17 protein-coding genes and 1 pseudogene are annotated in these 17153 nt (G+C 64.7%); 15 read left to right on the forward strand and 3 right to left on the reverse strand.

Annotated features, from left to right (window positions below; translation table 11 throughout):
- Positions 1-60: 60 nt before the first annotated feature.
- The 12 genes and pseudogenes from ACVMB1_RS34985 (at position 61) to ACVMB1_RS35040 (ending at position 8388) form a co-directional block, all read left to right on the forward strand.
- A complete protein-coding gene (locus tag ACVMB1_RS34985) occupies positions 61-348 on the forward strand; it encodes a DUF3551 domain-containing protein (protein WP_076824556.1) in 288 nt (95 codons plus the stop codon).
- Between the two features lie 130 nt (positions 349-478).
- On the forward strand, positions 479-934 hold the full coding sequence (locus ACVMB1_RS34990) for an ArsR/SmtB family transcription factor (protein WP_076824558.1): 456 nt from the start codon (positions 479-481) through the stop codon (positions 932-934).
- Positions 919-1281 (forward strand): annotated as a pseudogene (locus tag ACVMB1_RS34995) (SRPBCC family protein); the annotation flags it as partial. The gene ACVMB1_RS34990 and the pseudogene ACVMB1_RS34995, both read left to right, overlap by 16 nt.
- A gap of 18 nt (positions 1282-1299) precedes the next feature.
- On the forward strand, positions 1300-2037 hold the full coding sequence (locus ACVMB1_RS35000) for a DUF899 domain-containing protein (protein WP_076824560.1): 738 nt from the start codon (positions 1300-1302) through the stop codon (positions 2035-2037).
- 144 nt (positions 2038-2181) lie between these two features.
- Positions 2182-2538, forward strand: a complete 357-nt coding sequence (locus ACVMB1_RS35005; protein ID WP_028335567.1) for a DUF1428 domain-containing protein — start codon at positions 2182-2184, stop codon at positions 2536-2538.
- 128 nt (positions 2539-2666) lie between these two features.
- Entirely contained in the window at positions 2667-3284 is a 618-nt protein-coding gene (locus ACVMB1_RS35010) for a hypothetical protein (RefSeq protein ID WP_057015349.1), read from the forward strand.
- A complete protein-coding gene (locus ACVMB1_RS35015) occupies positions 3271-3693 on the forward strand; it encodes a transcriptional regulator (RefSeq protein ID WP_057015410.1) in 423 nt (140 codons plus the stop codon). The genes ACVMB1_RS35010 and ACVMB1_RS35015 overlap by 14 nt, the downstream gene beginning before the upstream one ends.
- A gap of 29 nt (positions 3694-3722) precedes the next feature.
- The gene (locus tag ACVMB1_RS35020) at positions 3723-4463 is read left to right on the forward strand and encodes a di-trans,poly-cis-decaprenylcistransferase (RefSeq protein WP_057015350.1); all 741 of its coding nucleotides are present in this window, start codon (positions 3723-3725) and stop codon (positions 4461-4463) included.
- 113 nt (positions 4464-4576) lie between these two features.
- Entirely contained in the window at positions 4577-6103 is a 1527-nt protein-coding gene (gene bchE / locus ACVMB1_RS35025) for a magnesium-protoporphyrin IX monomethyl ester anaerobic oxidative cyclase (RefSeq protein ID WP_076824562.1), read from the forward strand.
- Between the two features lie 124 nt (positions 6104-6227).
- Entirely contained in the window at positions 6228-6638 is a 411-nt protein-coding gene (locus ACVMB1_RS35030; RefSeq protein WP_244558655.1) for an aminoacyl-tRNA deacylase, read from the forward strand.
- Positions 6639-6692: 54 nt separating this feature from the next.
- Positions 6693-6848 carry a response regulator gene (locus ACVMB1_RS35035; RefSeq protein ID WP_307720376.1) on the forward strand — a complete coding sequence of 52 codons (156 nt, stop codon included), beginning with the start codon at positions 6693-6695 and terminating at the stop codon, positions 6846-6848.
- Between the two features lie 316 nt (positions 6849-7164).
- Positions 7165-8388, forward strand: a complete 1224-nt coding sequence (locus tag ACVMB1_RS35040) for a threonine ammonia-lyase (RefSeq protein ID WP_076824564.1) — start codon at positions 7165-7167, stop codon at positions 8386-8388.
- A gap of 139 nt (positions 8389-8527) precedes the next feature.
- Here ACVMB1_RS35040 and ACVMB1_RS35045 read toward each other — a convergent pair whose 3' ends face one another.
- The 3 genes from ACVMB1_RS35045 to ACVMB1_RS35055 all read right to left on the reverse strand — a co-directional run bounded on the left by ACVMB1_RS35045 (position 8528) and on the right by ACVMB1_RS35055 (position 10624).
- Complete coding sequence (locus ACVMB1_RS35045) at positions 8528-9049, reverse strand: DUF1697 domain-containing protein (RefSeq protein ID WP_057015355.1); 522 nt, start codon at positions 9047-9049, stop codon at positions 8528-8530.
- 3 nt (positions 9050-9052) lie between these two features.
- Positions 9053-9358, reverse strand: a complete 306-nt coding sequence (locus ACVMB1_RS35050) for a hypothetical protein (RefSeq protein WP_076824566.1) — start codon at positions 9356-9358, stop codon at positions 9053-9055.
- Between the two features lie 153 nt (positions 9359-9511).
- Positions 9512-10624, reverse strand: coding sequence for a helix-turn-helix transcriptional regulator (locus ACVMB1_RS35055; protein ID WP_076824568.1), 1113 nt, complete (start codon positions 10622-10624; stop codon positions 9512-9514).
- Between the two features lie 659 nt (positions 10625-11283).
- Between ACVMB1_RS35055 and ACVMB1_RS35060 the strand changes: the two genes are divergently transcribed.
- The 3 genes from ACVMB1_RS35060 (at position 11284) to ACVMB1_RS35070 (ending at position 17110) form a co-directional block, all read left to right on the forward strand.
- Positions 11284-12420, forward strand: coding sequence for a hypothetical protein (locus tag ACVMB1_RS35060; protein WP_076824570.1), 1137 nt, complete (start codon positions 11284-11286; stop codon positions 12418-12420).
- A gap of 311 nt (positions 12421-12731) precedes the next feature.
- Positions 12732-13967: an efflux RND transporter periplasmic adaptor subunit gene (locus ACVMB1_RS35065; RefSeq protein WP_244558656.1), complete on the forward strand. Its 1236-nt coding sequence runs from the start codon at positions 12732-12734 to the stop codon at positions 13965-13967.
- Positions 13964-17110, forward strand: a complete 3147-nt coding sequence (locus ACVMB1_RS35070; protein WP_076824574.1) for an efflux RND transporter permease subunit — start codon at positions 13964-13966, stop codon at positions 17108-17110. The genes ACVMB1_RS35065 and ACVMB1_RS35070 overlap by 4 nt, the downstream gene beginning before the upstream one ends.
- Positions 17111-17153 lie beyond the last annotated feature (43 nt).

Genomic DNA, 17153 nt, shown 5'->3' on the forward strand with positions numbered 1-17153 from the left:
TTCAGGAACCTTATCAAAGATGCCGCACCTGGCTAACTGCGGCGTCCGAGGAGCCGGATCATGCGCGCATCGGGATTGGCAATGCTTGTTCTGGGAACGATGACGCTCGCAGGCGCGGCGAGTATCACGCCCGCTTCCGCCGATCCTTATGACTACCCATGGTGCGCGCAGGGCCCGAGCCTGGGTTATCCCGGCGAATGCGCTTACCGGACCTACCAGCAATGCCTCGCGAGCGTGTCCGGCCGCTATCTCTATTGCGGCGAGAATCCGCGCTTCCTGTTCAGCGAACCGCCGCCGCCACCACCGGGCCGCTATCAGCGTCGGCACCGGACCGTTTATCCCGACTAGCGTTGCGGCATCACCGCAAGGCAGTCTGTCGCCACTGTTCCTGACGTTCGTCCCTCGCGTCGGGTCCATGCTGACGTGATCGTGAAGCCGCGCACTTGACGTCACGCCGTTTGCGCCTATACTAAACCACATGGTTAAGTATCAGGATGAGACGCTGGACCGCACCTTTGCGGCGCTTTCCGATCCCACCCGTCGCGCGCTGCTGGCGCGGCTCGGCGACCAGGAAAGCCTGTCGGTGAGCGAGCTGGCGCAGCCATTCGCGATGTCGCTGCCGGCGATCATGAAGCATCTCGACGTGCTCACCGATGCGGGTCTCGTCGCGCGCGAAAAGACCGGCCGCACGGTGGCGTGCCGGCTCACCGCACGGCCGATGGAGCAGGCGATGAACTGGCTCAATCGCTATGCGCAATTCTGGTCCGACAATCTCGATCGCCTTGCCGCCTTTGTGGAGGAAGAACCATGGCAAACCAATCCGCAGTCGCCGCCGACGCCGGCCTCGCCGCGCGCCCAAGCCTCACCCTCACGCGACGCCTCCGCGCGCGGCCGGAAAAAGTCTACGCCGCGTGGACCGAGCCGGAAAATCTAGCGCAGTGGTTCGGACCGGGTGGGGTCAAGCCGGCCACGACGCGTGCGGAGCTCGATGTCCGCGTCGGCGGACGCTATCGCATCGGATTCATCGGCACCAACGGCGAATATCACGAGGTCGGCGGCGTCTATCGTGAGGTGGTGCCGAACGAGAAGCTGGTGTTCAGCTGGGCCTGGCATTCGACGCCCGAACGCGAATCCGAGGTAACGATATCGATCAAGCCCGATGCCGGCGGTACGTTGCTCACCTTCCATCACGCGCAGTTCGTCGATGAGACCGCCCGCGACAACCACCAGCGCGGCTGGACCGCATTCCTCGGCAATCTGGAAAGCTTCGTCGACGCCTGACCTGCAAAGGAGCATCCCATGCAACAGCACATGATCGTCTCGCGTGAAGAATGGATCGCAGCCCGCAAGGCGCTGATGGCCGGTGAGAAGGAACTGACCCAGGCCCGCGAAGCGCTCAGCCGGCAGCGCCGCGAACTGCCCTGGGTCAAGGTCGACAAGGACTATGTGTTCGACGGGCCGGGCGGCAAAATGACGCTCGGCGATCTCTTCATGGGCAGGCCGCAACTCGTGGTGCAGCATGTGATGTTCGCGCCGGAGTGGGACGCGGCGTGCAAGAACTGCTCGTTCTGGGCCGACGGTTTCGAGCGCATGGTTCCGCATCTCGCCGCGCGCGACACCACGATGATCGCGATCTCGCGGGCGCCGCTCGTCAAGCTCGACGCATTCAAGGCGCGGATGGGCTGGACCTTCGACTGGGTCTCCTCGGGAGAGAGCGACTTCAACTACGATTACGGCGTGTCGTTCACGCAAGCGCAGATCGATGCGGGGAACGCGAAATACAATTATGGAACGACGCCGCTCTATGGTCCCGAACTGCCCGGCATCAGCGTGTTCTTCCGCGATGAGACAGGGAGCGTGTTCCACACTTACTCGACCTTCGCGCGCGGCCTCGACATGATGAATGCCGCCTATCACTATCTCGACCTGACGCCACTCGGCCGCCACGAGGAAGGATTGCCCTATCCGATGGATTGGGTGCGGCTACGTGACCAGTACCAACCGGCGCCGGTTCAGGCATCCTGCTGTCACAGCTGATCGTCATTGCGAGGGGCTCGCGACAAAATTGCAGGGCAATTTTGCGTGGAAGCGACGAAGCAATCCATCTTCAGCGTTTGGAGAGATGGATTGCTTCGCTGGCGCTCGCAATGAGAGGGAGCCCAAACAGCAGGAAACCGCCCAATGCCTTACGTCGATGGATTCATCGTCGCCGTGCCGAAGAAGAAACTCAAAGCCTATGCGCAACTCTCGAAGAAGGCCGGCAAGGTCTGGCGCGAGTATGGCGCGTTGGATTATCGCGAATGGGTCGCCGACGACGTCAAGCCGGGCAAGCTGACCTCGTTTCCGCAGAGCGTGAAACTGAAGGCCGGCGAAACCGTCGTGTTTGCCTGGATCACCTACAAGTCGCGCGCCCAGCGCGACCGGATCAACGCCAAGGTGATGGCCGATCCGCGCCTGGCATCGATGAGCATGGGTGACGTGCCGTTCGACGGCAAGCGGATGATCTATGGCGGCTTCGCCAGCCTGGTGAAGGTCTGACGCGGCACGGTTTCGCCGCAATCCGCGCAGTAACCGGCTGTTAAATATCACGCTCGGCAAGCCGCGCGATGCCGCTTGCGTTTACTTGGTGATCCCGTATACTTTGCAATACAAAGTTCGGGCGAATCATGCGTGACCTCGACAAGGCGTTGGCCGATATCCTCGCCATCCGCAGCCAGATTGCGGCCGGAACGGCGTTCCGCGGCTACGGTCCGGCAACCGTCGCCGCCACGAGCGGCATCGCGCTGGTCACGGCGCTTGCGCAATATCTCTGGCTCGCCGATCCCACCGCTCATCCGATCGCGTTCCTCGCAGGCTGGGCGGCGGCCGCGTTGGTCTCCGCCGTGCTGATCTGGATCGAGATGCAGGCGCGCTCGCGGCGGCATCATTCCGGCCTTGCGGACGCGATGGTCCAGCAGGCGATCGAGCAGTTCGTTCCCGCGGCGATCGCCGGCGTGCTGCTCGCGATCCTGCAATGGAAGTTCGCGCCCGAGACGTTGTGGATGCTGCCCGGCCTGTGGCAGGTGCTGGTCAGCCTCGGCGTGTTCGCTTCGGTCCGCCTGCTGCCGCGCACGATCGCGCTCGGCGGCGCCTGGTATTTCCTGTCGGGCTTCACGGTGCTCTTGATCGCAAGCCAGAGCCACGCGCTGTCGCCCTGGACCATGGGACTGCCATTCGCGATCGGCCAGTTGCTGCTCGCAGCGCTGCTCTATTTCGCTTCCGGAGGCCATGATGCCGAAGACTGACCTGACCACCGCGCCGTTCGCCTATGACGGCCTCGACCGCGTCATCCACGAGAAGGCGCGGCTCGGCCTGCTGACCTCGCTGATGGCGCATCCGAAGGGGCTCGCCTTTGCCGATCTCAAGCAGCTCTGCGGCCTGACCGACGGCAACCTCAGCCGGCACCTCCAGGTGCTGCAGGAGGCCGGTCTCGTCGACGTCATCAAGGGCTATGAAGGCAATCGTCCGCACACCACCTGCCGCCTGACCAAGAGCGGTCGTCGCCGCTTCCTCGACTATCTCGCCGTGCTCGAGCAGCTGGTGCGTGACGCGGCCAAGGCCGCCGGCACGGCCGAGAGGGCCGCCGGCACGGCAGAAAAGGCCGCCGGCAAGGACGACCGCGCAGCTGGCCGCCTCGGTATCCAGCCGGTTTGAACCATCTCATTTTGTCCGGAGACTTTGTGATGCAAAGTAACGTCGCGCTCAAGCCGGAAGCCGCCTTCAGGCTCCATGTCGGCATCATCATGGATGGCAATGGCCGCTGGGCAACGCGGCGCGGCCTGTCACGGCTGCGCGGACACGAGGCCGGCGTCGAGGCGATCCGCCGCATCGTCGAGGCCGCGCCGGACCAGGGCGTCGGCACGCTGACGCTCTACGCCTTCTCGAGCGATAATTGGCGCCGTCCGAAGGCCGAGGTCGCGGCACTGATGGGCCTGCTGCGCTTCTATCTCGCCAACGAGATCGCTGCGCTCGTGCGCAACGGCGTTCGCCTCACCGTGATCGGCCGCCGCGACCGGCTGCCCGACGGAATCGCCGCCGCGATCACGCGCGCCGAGGCCGAGACCGCCGGCGGCACCACGCTGCATCTGCGCATCGCGATCGATTATTCGGCGCGCGACGCCATCCTGAACGCCGCCGCGCGCGCGGCCGGCGCCGGCGAGCTCAGCCGCGAGACGTTCTCCGATCTCATTACCGGCGAGGCCGGGCTGCGCGACGTCGACCTGATCATCCGCACCTCGGGCGAGAAGCGGCTGTCGGACTTCCTGCTCTGGGAGGGCGCTTATGCCGAGCTGCATTTCACCGAGCGGATGTGGCCCGAATTCGATGCCGACGATCTCGCCGACGCACTCGGCTCCTTCCATCGCCGCGAGCGCCGCTTCGGCGGACTGACCGCGATCGCGCCGGCGGAGGTGCCGAACCTCTAACGCGTCAAGCCGCGCCAACTGCTCTCTTCCTAAAGCCCGGCCGGGGGGTTGGGCTCTCTCTCTCAAGATGCGGGGACGAACGATCACGCCAACCAAAGCGGGAGCGATCATCCATGCGCATTCTTCTCATCAACGTGCCGCACCCGGCGATCGGCAGCCGGATCCCCGACGACCATCTGCCGCCACTTGGCCTGTTGTCGATCGGCGGCCCCCTGATCGATGACGGCCACGACGTCGGTCTTATCGATGCCGAGTTCGGGCCGATGCCGGTCCAAGCCATCGTGGCGGAGGCATCGAGATTTGCACCGGATGCGGTGCTGTTCGGCCATTCCGGCTCGACGTCGGGCCATCCGGTCATCGCCGAGGTGGCGCAGGCGATCGTCAAGGCCGTGCCCGGTGTGCGGATCGTCTATGGCGGCGTGTTTCCGACCTATCACTGGCGCGACATCCTGCGCGAGGAGCGCTACGTCACCGCGATCGTGCGCGGCGAGGGCGAAGAGACGGCGCGGCGTCTGATGCGGGCGCTGGAGGCCGGCGAGGATCTCCGCATCATCAACGGCATCGCATTTCGCGACGATTACGGGCCGCGCGTGATGCCGCCTGCGCCTGTCATCCGTGATCTCGATGCCTATCGCGTCGGCTGGGAATTGATCGATCACGCGCGCTACAGCTATTGGGGCGGCCTGTGCGCCGTCGTCGTGCAGTTCTCGCGCGGCTGTCCGCATCTGTGCAATTACTGCGGCCAGCGCGGCTTCTGGACGCGGTGGCGGCACCGCGATCCCGTGCGCTTTGCGAAGGAGCTGGCGCGGCTCCATCGCGAGCACGGCGTCAAGGTGATCAATTTCGCCGACGAGAATCCGACCGTCTCGAAGAAGGCGTGGCGGGCCTTTCTCGAGGCCCTGATCGCGGAGGATGTCGATCTGATCCTGGTCGGCTCGACCCGCGCCGACGACATCGTGCGCGACGCCGATATCCTGCATCTCTACAAGAAGGCGGGCTGGCAGCGCTTCCTGCTCGGCATGGAGAACACCGACGAGAAGACGCTGGAGCTGATCCGCAAGGGCGCGACCACCACGATCGATCGCGAAGCCATCCGTTTGATGCGCCAGCACGGCATCCTGTCGATGGCGACGTGGGTGGTCGGCTTCGAGGAGGAGACCGATCGCGATCATTGGCGTGGTCTCAGGCAGCTGTTGTCCTGTGATCCCGACCAGATCCAGATGCTCTACGTCACGCCGCATCGCTGGACGCCGTATTTCCGTCTCGCGGCGGAGCGGCGCGTCATCCAGACCGATCGCAGGCTCTGGGACTACAAGCATCAGGTGCTGGCGACCCGGCACATGCCGCCATGGCGCGTGCTGCTCTGGTTCAAGTTCACCGAGATGGTGCTGCAGTGCCGCCCGAAGGCGCTGCTCCGCGTGCTGCTCCACCGCGACGCCGGACTTCGTCACGCGATGCGCTGGTACACGCAGATGGGCCGCCGGGTCTGGCCGCACGAAATCCTCGGCTTCCTGCGCGACAAGAGGTTAAAGAACGGGCCCACCGTGCAGGAATTTTGGGGCGCGCCGCAGGATATGGAGGAGGAATCGATGTCGTCGCACCGGCCCGAGCGCCGCGTCGGCCCATCACGCGCGGCGTAAGTCGATACCGTCTTGTCGGGTTCTGGATATCTGACGCTGATGACTGGACGCCTCAGTCATCAGCGCGATAATTTCCAGGTCGGCTGCGCAGAACAAAAAGAACCGTGGCGGTCGAGGCGTCGAGTTGAGCATACAGGTTGCGATCTTAAAAATATTGGCCAGTCACGTCCGCGGCAAAGCCACAATCAATTCACTTAAGCACGATCTCGCCGTGCTCTCATCGAGCGGCGACGATTGGCATGCGCGGATCAAACGTCTGGCGTCGCGGGTCCCCGAACTCGACATCTTTAGCCATGGCTATGTGCTCCGTGACGTCGAAGGCTGGGAGATCACATCGGCCGGTCGCGAGTTCCTGCGTGCACTGGAAGCGGTCACGCAAGACAATCTGCCGTCCGCGCCATCGGCCGATACCGTAATCCGCGCCGAGGGCAGGCTGATCGTGGTCGGTCACCGCTTCAAGAATCGGGTGCGGGCACCGAGTGATCCCGAACAGAGCACATTGGCGCGCCGCCGGCCGATCCGCGAGCCGCATTGAACCTCACTGCGCTGCACGCGACCTACCTTCGGGACGTGGCTCTGGAGGTCGCAAATGACTGCTTTGGCTCAATCGATCGCACGCGCGTTTCCGGCCAATTCGCTTCGGAGCAGCATCGCCCGGCATCTCCTGCTGTTCGCCTTGGCGGTCCTGCTCGTCGCGGCGCTCAGGGCAGGCTACGGCCTCGATCTCAGCGCCGGTCTCTTTTAGCCGCGCGACAAATTATCCGGCGGCAAGTCATATTGGGTTAACCGGACCGGGGTAGCCAGGCGCACGCTCTCCTTGCATCTCGAACCCGGGCCGGTTTTCCATGGATAAGCCGATGCGCTGCCAGTGCGGCAGGACGCGAACCATTGTGCTCGACAAGCATTTCCGCACCGCGCTGGTATGCCCGAAATGCGATGAAGTTCAGCCGGCCGGGCCGGCGAGGGCGGAGGAACGGGTGTTAGCCGCACGCTAACGCGGTCGTGTTCGGCGCCGAAACCCGCTAGGTTCCGTCCGACGAAACGGACCAAAGCGAAACCCGATGCCGCAGCCTTCCGACACCGCCGCCATCACCCTTGCCGACATACGCCGTGCCGCGGATGTGATCCGGGATGCGGTCATGGTCACGGCCTGCAACGAGAGCCGCACGCTGGGCGAGATCTGCGGCTGCCGCCTGTTCCTCAAATTCGAGAACCTGCAATTCACAGCGACCTTCAAGGAGCGCGGCGCGCTGAATCGTCTGCAGGCGCTTTCGCCCGCGGAACGGAAGCGCGGCGTGATCGCGATGTCGGCCGGCAATCACGCCCAGGGCGTGGCCTATCACGCCAAGCGGCTCGGCATCCCCGCCACCATCGTGATGCCGATCGGCACGCCAATGGTGAAGATCGAGAACACCAGGCGGCACGGCGCCGAGGTCATCATCACCGGGCAGACGCTGGAAGAATGCTTCGCGTTCGTTGGCTCGCATGCTGCGCAGAAGGGCCTGATCCTGATCCATCCCTATGACGATCCGCTGATCATTGCAGGGCAAGGCACGATCGGACTTGAAATGCTCGCGACGGTGCCGGAGCTCGATATCCTGGTGGTACCGATCGGCGGCGGCGGGCTGATCTCGGGCATCGCCACGGCCGCGAAGGCACTGAAGCCGTCGATCCAGGTCGTCGGCGTGCAGGCCCAGCTCTATCCGTCAATGTACAATGCGGTCAAAGGCGAGCAGCTGCCGATGCGCGGCGACACCCTCGCCGAGGGCATTGCGGTCAAGGCGCCCGGGCAGATCACCACGAAAATCGTGCGCGAGCTCGTTGACGACATCATCCTGGTCAGCGAGGACCAGATCGAGCGCGCGGTCGCGACCCTGATCTCGATCGAAAAGACGGTGGTCGAAGGCGCCGGCGCCGCCGGTCTCGCGGCGGTGCTCGCAGCTCCCAAGCGCTTTGCGGGCAGCTCAGTCGGCCTGGTGCTGACCGGCGGCAATATCGACACCAGGCTGATTGCCTCGGTCCTGACCCGCGAGCTCGCGCGCGAGGGACGACTGACGCAACTGGCGCTCGACATCGTCGACCGGCCCGGACAGCTCGCGGCGGTGTCGATCCTGCTTGCCGATGCCGGCGCCAACATCATCGAGGTCTCGCATCAGCGCACCTTCTCCGATCTTCCGGCGAAGGCGACGCTGCTCGAGCTCGTGATCGAAACCCGCGACCGCGCCCATCTGGAGGAGGTGCTGGCAAGGCTCAGCGCCGAAGGATTCGCGGTGCGGGAGAGTTAGCTGTCAGACTGCTTGACCGTCATCCTGAGGCGCGAGCGGAGCGAGCCTCGAAGGATGAATCGGCCACCAGCCGGGCCGTGCATCCTTCGAGACGCGCGCAAGTGCGCGCTCCTCAGGATGACGGATTTCAATGGGCGAACTAACCCTCGTTGTCACCCGCCGCCAGCTCGGCGAGCTTCGCGATGGTGTTGATGTTGCGCGCGGTGCCCTTGGCGGCGGCGGGGATCTTCAGCTTCGAGCGGCCCATGCCGCTGCCATAGGCGACATAGATCTCGCGCTTGCCGAGCCGCACCTCTTCGTCCTGCTGGCCCTTGATGCCCTTCAAGGCGTCCTTGGGCGGCGGCTCGTCGAGGAAGATCGCGACAGTATAGTTCGGCGGCGCTTTCGGAAACGGATTGGCCTTCAGCACCGCGGCGATCTCGTCCGCGCTGCGGACGGCGACGCCGACCGGCTTGCCGGCATAGGCCTGCAGCCGCCGCTCCAGCGTGGCCTTGACCTTGGCCGCGCCGAGCTTCGAGGAGAACACGACATTGCCGCTGGCGATATAGGTCTGCGCGTCGGCAAATCCCTCGTCGACGCACATTGCCTTCAACTCGGTCATCGGTAGCTTGCCGGTGCCGCCGACATTGACCGCGCGCAGCAGGGCGACGTAACGCGGCATCGACTAGCCGTCGGTTTTCCTCTTCGCGGGCTTCTTGGCCGGCGGCGGCTCTTCCATCGCCTTCTTCATGGCGCGCGCATAGGCGTCCGCGGCGTTCTCGGCCGAATTCTGCAACCGCTTGGCGGTCGCGGTTGCGTTCAGCATCGTGCTCTTGGCCAGGAAGCGGAAGCGCGCCTTGGTCTCCTTGTCCTTGGCCTTGGCGGCGCGAGAGACCCAGGCGGCCTGGCGTTTCTTGGCAGCCGCCATCACGGCCTTGGTCTGCGCTTTTGCGGTTTGCCGGATGACGGCGTCGAGGTCGGCTTCGGCCATTCAGTTGCACTCATTGACTGGACATGCGCCGGGCGGGCGCACGGAGGGAGGGACGCTACCCCTAGCGTAACCGGCACCGTTTGAACATGCGATCGTTTTGCGAATTCCCGGAGGATCGCATCGACCCCTGCACCGAGGCTTGCGCGGCGTGCGCTAGTCTCCTGACGACCCCGGCGGCACCTTCGCGCCGGCGAGCAGTCTGGCCAGCTCCACCTGCCGGCCCAGTCCGGTCTTGGCCAGCACCGCCTTGAGCTGGTTGCGCACCGTTTCGCGGGAGATGCCGAATGCGCCGGCGATTGCCTCGACGGTGCGTCCCTCGCCAATGCCGCGCGCAACGCGCGCCTCCGCCGGCGTCAGGTCGAACAGGCCCTGCAGCACTTCCGCGGTCGGCACCTCGGCCGGCACCACCGGCGTCACGATCACGATCGCCGCCGCGCGGTCGAACAGGTCACGCGCCGCGCCATGGATCGGGACCAGATGCACGATCAGCGGCGGCCGATCCTCCTGCGCCGCGATCGGCACCGAGCGCACCTCCACGCTGATCAGTCCCTGATCAAGCGCGACCAGCGCCTGTGCGAACAGCGCATCGGCAGTGGTCGCCGCCAGCGTCAGGCGCTCGCCGCGATCCTGCATCACGTCGGGCACCAGGCGGTCGAACAGCGTGTTGGCTGCCATCAGGCGGCCGCCGCGCCGCAGCACTGCCGCGGGCAGGCCGAGCATCGCCAGCGATTCGGTCGCCGCCCTGGCGCGCTCCATCCCGAGCCGCGCCGACAGCAGCGCGGCACGCGCCAGATGCGGCCGCAGCGCGTCGAGCTGCTCGATTGCTTCCCGCTCGATCGGCCCGTGCTGGTATTCGCGCTCGACGCTGTAGATCAGCACGTCGCCGCTCGGCACCGGGATCGCAGTACCGGCGCCCCATCCGAGCCCGCGCGGGCGGAAGAATTCGCGGATCTGGAAATCCTGCTGCACCTCCTCGGGCGTATCGAACACATCGATGTCGCGCAGGAAGCCGGCATGGTTGGCCGCGAGCAGGCGCGGCAATCGCCCGTTGCGCTCGTGCCAGCCGCCTTCGACATAGGCCACCGTGTCGTCGTGCATGTCGGGGGACGCGACCCAGCGGACGTCGTGCGGGGCCGCCGTCAACAGCACGATACCGCGCGCACGCGCGATCGCGCCGACCTGATGCAGGACATTCGGCCACAATTCGGGGACGACCGCGGCCTCATAGGCCAGTTCAATCAGATGCTCGTGCAGGTCGTTCGCCATCGGTCATCCCAAAAACCGTTGTTGCCCAATAGATAAACCCGGCGACCCCGGAAATATTGCGTAAAGCAATTCAGCCCGAGCCACGAGTCCGGGTTATTCCGGTGCGCGTTCACGCGCATCAGGGGGAATTCCGACGTTTTCGCCGCCTCTTCTTCGCGATTTTCGCGCGGCGGCCGGGGTCTCGCTCGCTCGGCTGCGATCCGGCGCGCGGCCGCCGGCGCACGGACGACGGAGGCGAAGCTCGATGCCAGGTCGGCGGGGCGGCCCCATGACTTGATAGAGACTTGATGAAGACTCGATAATCAGGGCCTGACGATCATCGCCGCGCGCGGCAAAATCGAAGCTACGTGACAGATGGAAACATTCCGAAGCATCCCGAAACCGGATTGGCATGACTGGCGCTGCGCCAAGCCCGCCGGCGTCACACATTTGCAACGTTGCACGCGATCGTTCGAGCATGAACATCCTTTAATTTGTATCCGCGCAATCCGTGGCGCCAGCTAGGGCATGATCCGGAAAAGTGCGAAGCGGTTTTTCGAAAAGGATCATGCCTAACGGGCGGCCTAAGGCGCGATGACGATTCAAACCGGGTCTGATCGCGCTTTTTAAGCGGCCACCTCTGACATTCATGCGAGCCATCGTCGGCTCGGGGAGGGCCGATGATCAGCCGCAGGGCGCTTTCCGGATTGTTGATGACGCTGGTCGGCCCCTCGTCGCGGGCCGGCAGCGACAGGCTGGCGCTGGGCCATTGCCAGGGATCATGCGCGAATGTCGACTTGCCGACCCTTGGCTACGATCAGTTCTGCCGGTCGTTGTTCGATATCGCGGCAAGCGGCAGGCTGCATGCGGTCGCAACCGGTTCGGAGATTCGCGGAGAGATGCGATCTCTGTTCCGGGCGCGGCGGCTTTATCGGCCGTCGCGTGACGAGATCCGGGTGCTCTGGCGCGCGCCGGCGGATGGCTTCTCGGTCGTGAAGGTCGAGTTCGATCTGGAATGCGGCGTGCCGGTGCGCGGATGTCTTGGAATTCCCGACGGAGAATTCAAGGGGTTGATCCTGCTCGGCCACGGCATGGCGAGCACGCCGGAGCGCTGCTTCGACGATGCCGACAAGGACTACATGAACGCGCTCGGCAAACGGCTATGTCGGGACGGTTACGTCGTCTGGTGTCCTTACATCGTCCAGATCGGAAATCAGGAGAGCCAGAACAACATCGCCGCGATGCTGGCATCTCACGGCATCTCCGCCCACAACGTGTCATGCGCATCGCTCGACGCCGGCGAAATCGTTTGCAGAAAGCTCACCGGCGTGTCGGGTTTGAATGTCGGCGTCTACGGGGTGTCCTGGGGCGCCTTTCTCGCGCTGCATCTGGAAGCCGCGACGGGGCAGATGCGGCCGACTGTCGTGTCCGGATATATGCGCGACGAGAAGAAGTTCCTGATGTCATCCGTGATCACCAGGAATCTCGGCGTCGAACTCGCGGCTTACATTCATTTCAGCAACGGCCGCGCCAAGTACGCCGGCGCGGAGCTGGCGTACTTGCTCTGCCCGTGCCCGCTGTTCGTCGAGATCGGGAGCCGTGACGGTGCAAACGCGCTGGAACTTGGGCGGGATGAAAAGTTTTCTCAAATGCAGTCGGTCTACGCATCGTCAGGCCATCCGCATTTGATCGACATGGATATCTTCGACGGTGTGCACGAGGTCAGCGGCAAGCGCGCGCGGCCGTGGCTATCCGAACGTCTGGCGTCGCCAGCCTATCAAGACACCTCTCGCTTGAAGAACGCCATCGCGTTGTGAGCGCAGCCTGACCTCGAGGGTACCGAGAGTGCGCTCGTGTGGGATCACATTGACGGGAGCTTTCGGCGACGGCGGCATGCACTGAGCCGGTCCGCGCGGCCGCAATGGCTGTGTCATGGTGGCGTCGCAGCGCTTCACAAAGCTGGCTGTCGTCGGGATCGGCGCAACGATCGCGATCAGCTTACAGCATTGTCGGATTGGCCGCGTTATGATCTGCTGCAACGCACTGCCCATCCTGACCTTCGGGTCTGAGGGAACTCGACGTCATATCCGTCTCGTAGCGTCTGTTGGTAGCCGAAGGGTTGGACTGCATGAGTGGTACGGAACGCATGCTCGGTGGCTTGGCAGAGTTTCTCGTATCGGCGGGACTAATGGCGGCGGGAGTATCGGCGGCCCATGCCCAGGCGGGGCCGCCCGGGCCTCCTGCCGTGGGCGTGTTCGAGGCGGTGAAGCGGCCGATCACCGAAACCAATGAATTTCTCGGACGCATCGAAGCCCCCAACCGCGTCAACGTGGTGGCGCGTGTGACCGCGTTCCTGGACAAGCGGAACTTTGTCGAGGGCTCCGAGGTCAAGGCCGGTGATCTCTTGTATCAACTCGAGCGCGGACCGTTCGAGGCCGATCTCGCATCGAAGAAGGCACAGGTCGCCCAATTGCAGGCGACGCTGGTCAACGCCAAGCTGACCACCGATCGCGCCAAGGCCCTGATGGGCGGCCCGGCCGGCCAGCAATCCAATGTTGATGCGGCGGTCGCCAACCAGCAGAGCCTCGAGGCACAGGTGCAGGCCGCGCAGGCGCAGGTCGACCTGTCCCAGATCAATCTCGACTACACCATGATCCACTCGCCGATCGACGGCAGGATCGGACGCACCGCGGTCACCGAGGGCAACGTCGTGACGCCGAGCTCGGGAACTCTGACGACCATCGTCAGCCAGGACCCGATGTATGTCACCTTTCCCGTGCCGGTGCGCGAGGCGCTCGATCTGCGCGACCGTTATGCGACGCGCGGCGGCTTCAAGGCCGTCGTCATCCGCCTGCGGTTGCCGGACGGCCGGCTCTTCGACAAGACCGGCGAGCTGAATTTCGTCAACAACACGATCGCGCAGAACACCGATACCATCTCCCTGCGCGGCACCATCCCTAATCCGCCGACATATACCTCCGTCGCGGCCGGCGGCTCGCTCCGCGAACTCACCGACAATGAGTTCGTGACCGTTCTCCTCGAAGGCGTGCAGCCGGTCGAGGTGCTCGCGATCCCGCGTTCGGCGGTGCTGTCGGACCAGCAAGGCGAATATGTCTATGTCGTCGGCGCGGACAACAAGGCCGAGCAAAGGCGGATCCAGCTTGGGCAATCGACCGCAACGATTGCGGCGGTGACGGGCGGCATCTCGCTCGGCGACAAGGTCGTCGTCGAGGGGTTGCAGAAGGTCAAGCCGGGCGAGGTGGTGGCGCCGGGGCCCGTCAGCGCGCTGATCCAGTCGAGCATGAAGGTTTCGGCGGATGGCGGCGCGAGCAGCGCGCCGAAATCGACGGGCAATAACCCATGATTTCTGCCGTCTTCGTCGATCGTCCGCGGCTTGCGATCGTCATCGCGTTCGTGATCACGATCGCGGGCGCGCTGGCGCTGATGCAGATTCCGGTCGCGCAGTTTCCGGACATCGTGCCGCCGCAGGTCACGGTCTCCGCCGTATTCCCCGGCGCATCGGCCGAAGTGGTCGAATCGAGCGTCGCCCAGCCGCTGGAAGCGCAGGTCGTGGGTGTCGACAAGATGCTCTACATGAAGTCGACCAGCGGCAATGACGGCAGCTACACGCTGACGGTCTCGTTCGCGCTCGGCACCGATCCCGATATCAACACCGTCAACGTCAACAACCGCGTGCAGAGCGCGCTCGCGCAATTGCCGACCGAGGTGCAGGCGCAGGGCCTGACCGTGCAGAAGAAATCCTCGGCGGTGCTGCAATTCATCGTGCTGTACAGCAAGAGCGGCGATCAGGATCCGCTGTTCATCACCAACTACGCCATCATCAACGTGCTGGACGCGATCTCGCGCACGCCTGGTGTCGGACAGGCCTCGCTGTTCGCGAAGCTGAACTACTCGATGCGGATCTGGTTCGACACCCAGCGCCTGACCAGCCTCAACCTGGCGCCGTCGGACGTGATCGCCGCGATCAGGGCGCAAAGCGTGCAGGCGCCGGTCGGCCGCATCGGCGCGCGTCCGATCAGCAATGACCAGCAGTTCCAGTTCAATGTGCAGACGCAGGGCCGCCTGACGACATCCAAGCAGTTCGGCGACATCGTGCTGCGGGCCAATCCGGATGGCTCGGTGCTGCGGATCAGGGACGTTGCTCGTGTCGAGATCGGCGCGCAGAACATGGATTCGGAGTCGCGGATCGACGGCAATCCCGGCGTGCCGATGGGCATCTATCTCGCGCCTGGCGCCAATGCCGTGACCACGGCCAAGGCGGTGCAGGCCACGCTTGCGCGGCTGTCGGAGCGGTTTCCGCCGGGGCTGACCTATCTCGTACAGTACGACTCCACCACCTTCGTGTCCGATACGATCAAGGAGGTGATGAAGACGCTCGGCGAAGCCTTCGTGCTCGTCGTGATCGTGGTGTTCCTGTTCCTCGGCAATCTGCGCGCCACGGTGATCCCGGCGGTCGCGGTTCCGGTCAGCCTGATCGGCGCGTTCGCGGTGCTGCTGGCGCTCGGCTACTCGGCCAATACAGTCTCGCTGCTGGCGATGGTGCTGGCGATCGGCATCGTGGTCGACGACGCCATCGTCGTGGTCGAGAACGTCGAGCGCGTCATGGAGGAGGAGCCGGAGCTATCGCCGGCCGACGCCACCAAGAAGGCGATGGCGCAGATCACGGCGCCGATCATCGCGATCTCGCTGGTGCTGCTCTCGGTGTTCGTGCCGATCGCGTTCATCCCCGGCATTTCCGGCACGCTGTTCCGCCAGTTCGCGGTGACGATCAGCGCCGCGATGGTGATCTCGGCGCTGAATGCGCTGACCTTGTCGCCGGCACTGTGCGCCGTGTTCCTGCGCCACGGCGGGCCGCGCCGCGGCATCATGGGACGGGTGCTCGGCAGCATCGACTGGGTGCGCGACCGCTATGCCGGCGTGGTGCAACGGCTGGTTCGTGTGGCGGTGCTGTCGCTGGTCGCGGTGCTGGTGTTTGCCGGCGCGGTGTTCGGCGTGTCGAAGATCACGCCGACCGGCTTCCTGCCCGAGGAGGATCAGGGCGCCTTCTTCATCGCGGTGCAATTGCCCGACGGCGCGTCGGTGGCACGCACCAGCGAGGTCACCAAGCAGGTCGAGGCGCTGTTGAAGAAGAATCCGGCGATCGACCATGTGCTGTCGATCATCGGTTTCTCGCTGCTCGACGGTGCCAGCGAGCCGAATTCGGCATTCATGGTGGCGCGCATGAAGGCGTTCGCCGATCGCAAGGCTGTCACCGACTCGGTGCAGGCTGCGATCGGGCAGACCTTCGTCGGGGGATCGCAGATCCGTCAGGCCTCGGTGCTGCCATTCAACCTGCCGCCGATCATCGGGCTTTCGACCTCCGGCGGTTTCGAATATCAGCTCGAGGCGCTCGAAGGGCAGGATCCGGCCTCGCTCAGCAGCGTGATGGGCGGGCTGATCGGCGCGGCGAACCGCAATCCGAATCTGGCCCGCGTGTTCTCGACCTTCACCGCGACCAACCCGTCGGTCTATCTCGATATCGATCGCGCCAAGGCGCAGGCGCTCGGCCTCAACATGGCCGACGTCTTCACCGCGCTGCAGGCCACGCTCGGCGGCATCTACGTCAACAACTTCAACCTGTTCGGCCGCACCTGGCAGGTCAATGTGCAGGGCGATGCCACCGATCGCCGCGACATTCCCGACATCTGGCAGATCTATGTGCGCAACAGCGGCGGCGAGATGGTGCCGATCCGCTCGATCGCAAGCCTGCGCATCGTGACCGGACCGCAGGTGATCACGCGCTACAACAATTATCGTTCGGTCACCGTGAACGGCAGCCCGGCGGCGGGCGTGTCCTCGGGCACCGCGATCGCGACGATGGCCGAGCTCTCCAAGTCGACGCTGCCTTCCGGCTATTCCTACGAGTGGACCGGCACGGCCTATCAGGAGCAGGCGGCCTCCGGCCAGACCGGCATCATTCTCGGCCTCGCGGTGCTGTTTGCCTATCTGTTCCTGGTCGCGCTGTATGAGAGCTGGACGATCCCGATTCCCGTGCTGCTATCGGTCACGGTCGGCGTGTTCGGCTCCTATCTTGCGATCAAGCTCGCGGGCCTCAACCTCGATCTCTACGGTCAGATCGGCCTCGTGGTGCTGATCGCGCTCGCCGCCAAGAACGGCATCCTGATCGTCGAGTTCGCCAAGGAGCAGCGCGAGGCCGGCAAGCCGATCGCGGAGGCCGCGACGATGGGCGCACAAATGCGCTTCCGCGCCGTCATGATGACATCAATTGCCTTCATCCTCGGCCTGGTGCCGCTGGTGGTCGCGACTGGTGCCGCGGAAATCAGCCGCCGTGCGGTCGGCACCGCGGTGTTCGGCGGTATGCTCGCCGCAAGCTCGGTCGGCATCTTCCTGGTGCCGATGCTGTTCGTCACCTTCCAGGGCTGGCGCGAGGGTGTAAAGAACCGCTTCGGCAGACGGACCAAGGCGGAACAGCCTGCCTCGCATTAGATACTGCCTAATCCCTTCGCGCATTAGGGAGGCGCGTGGGGCG

The organism is Bradyrhizobium sp. USDA 4504, from assembly GCF_054063995.1.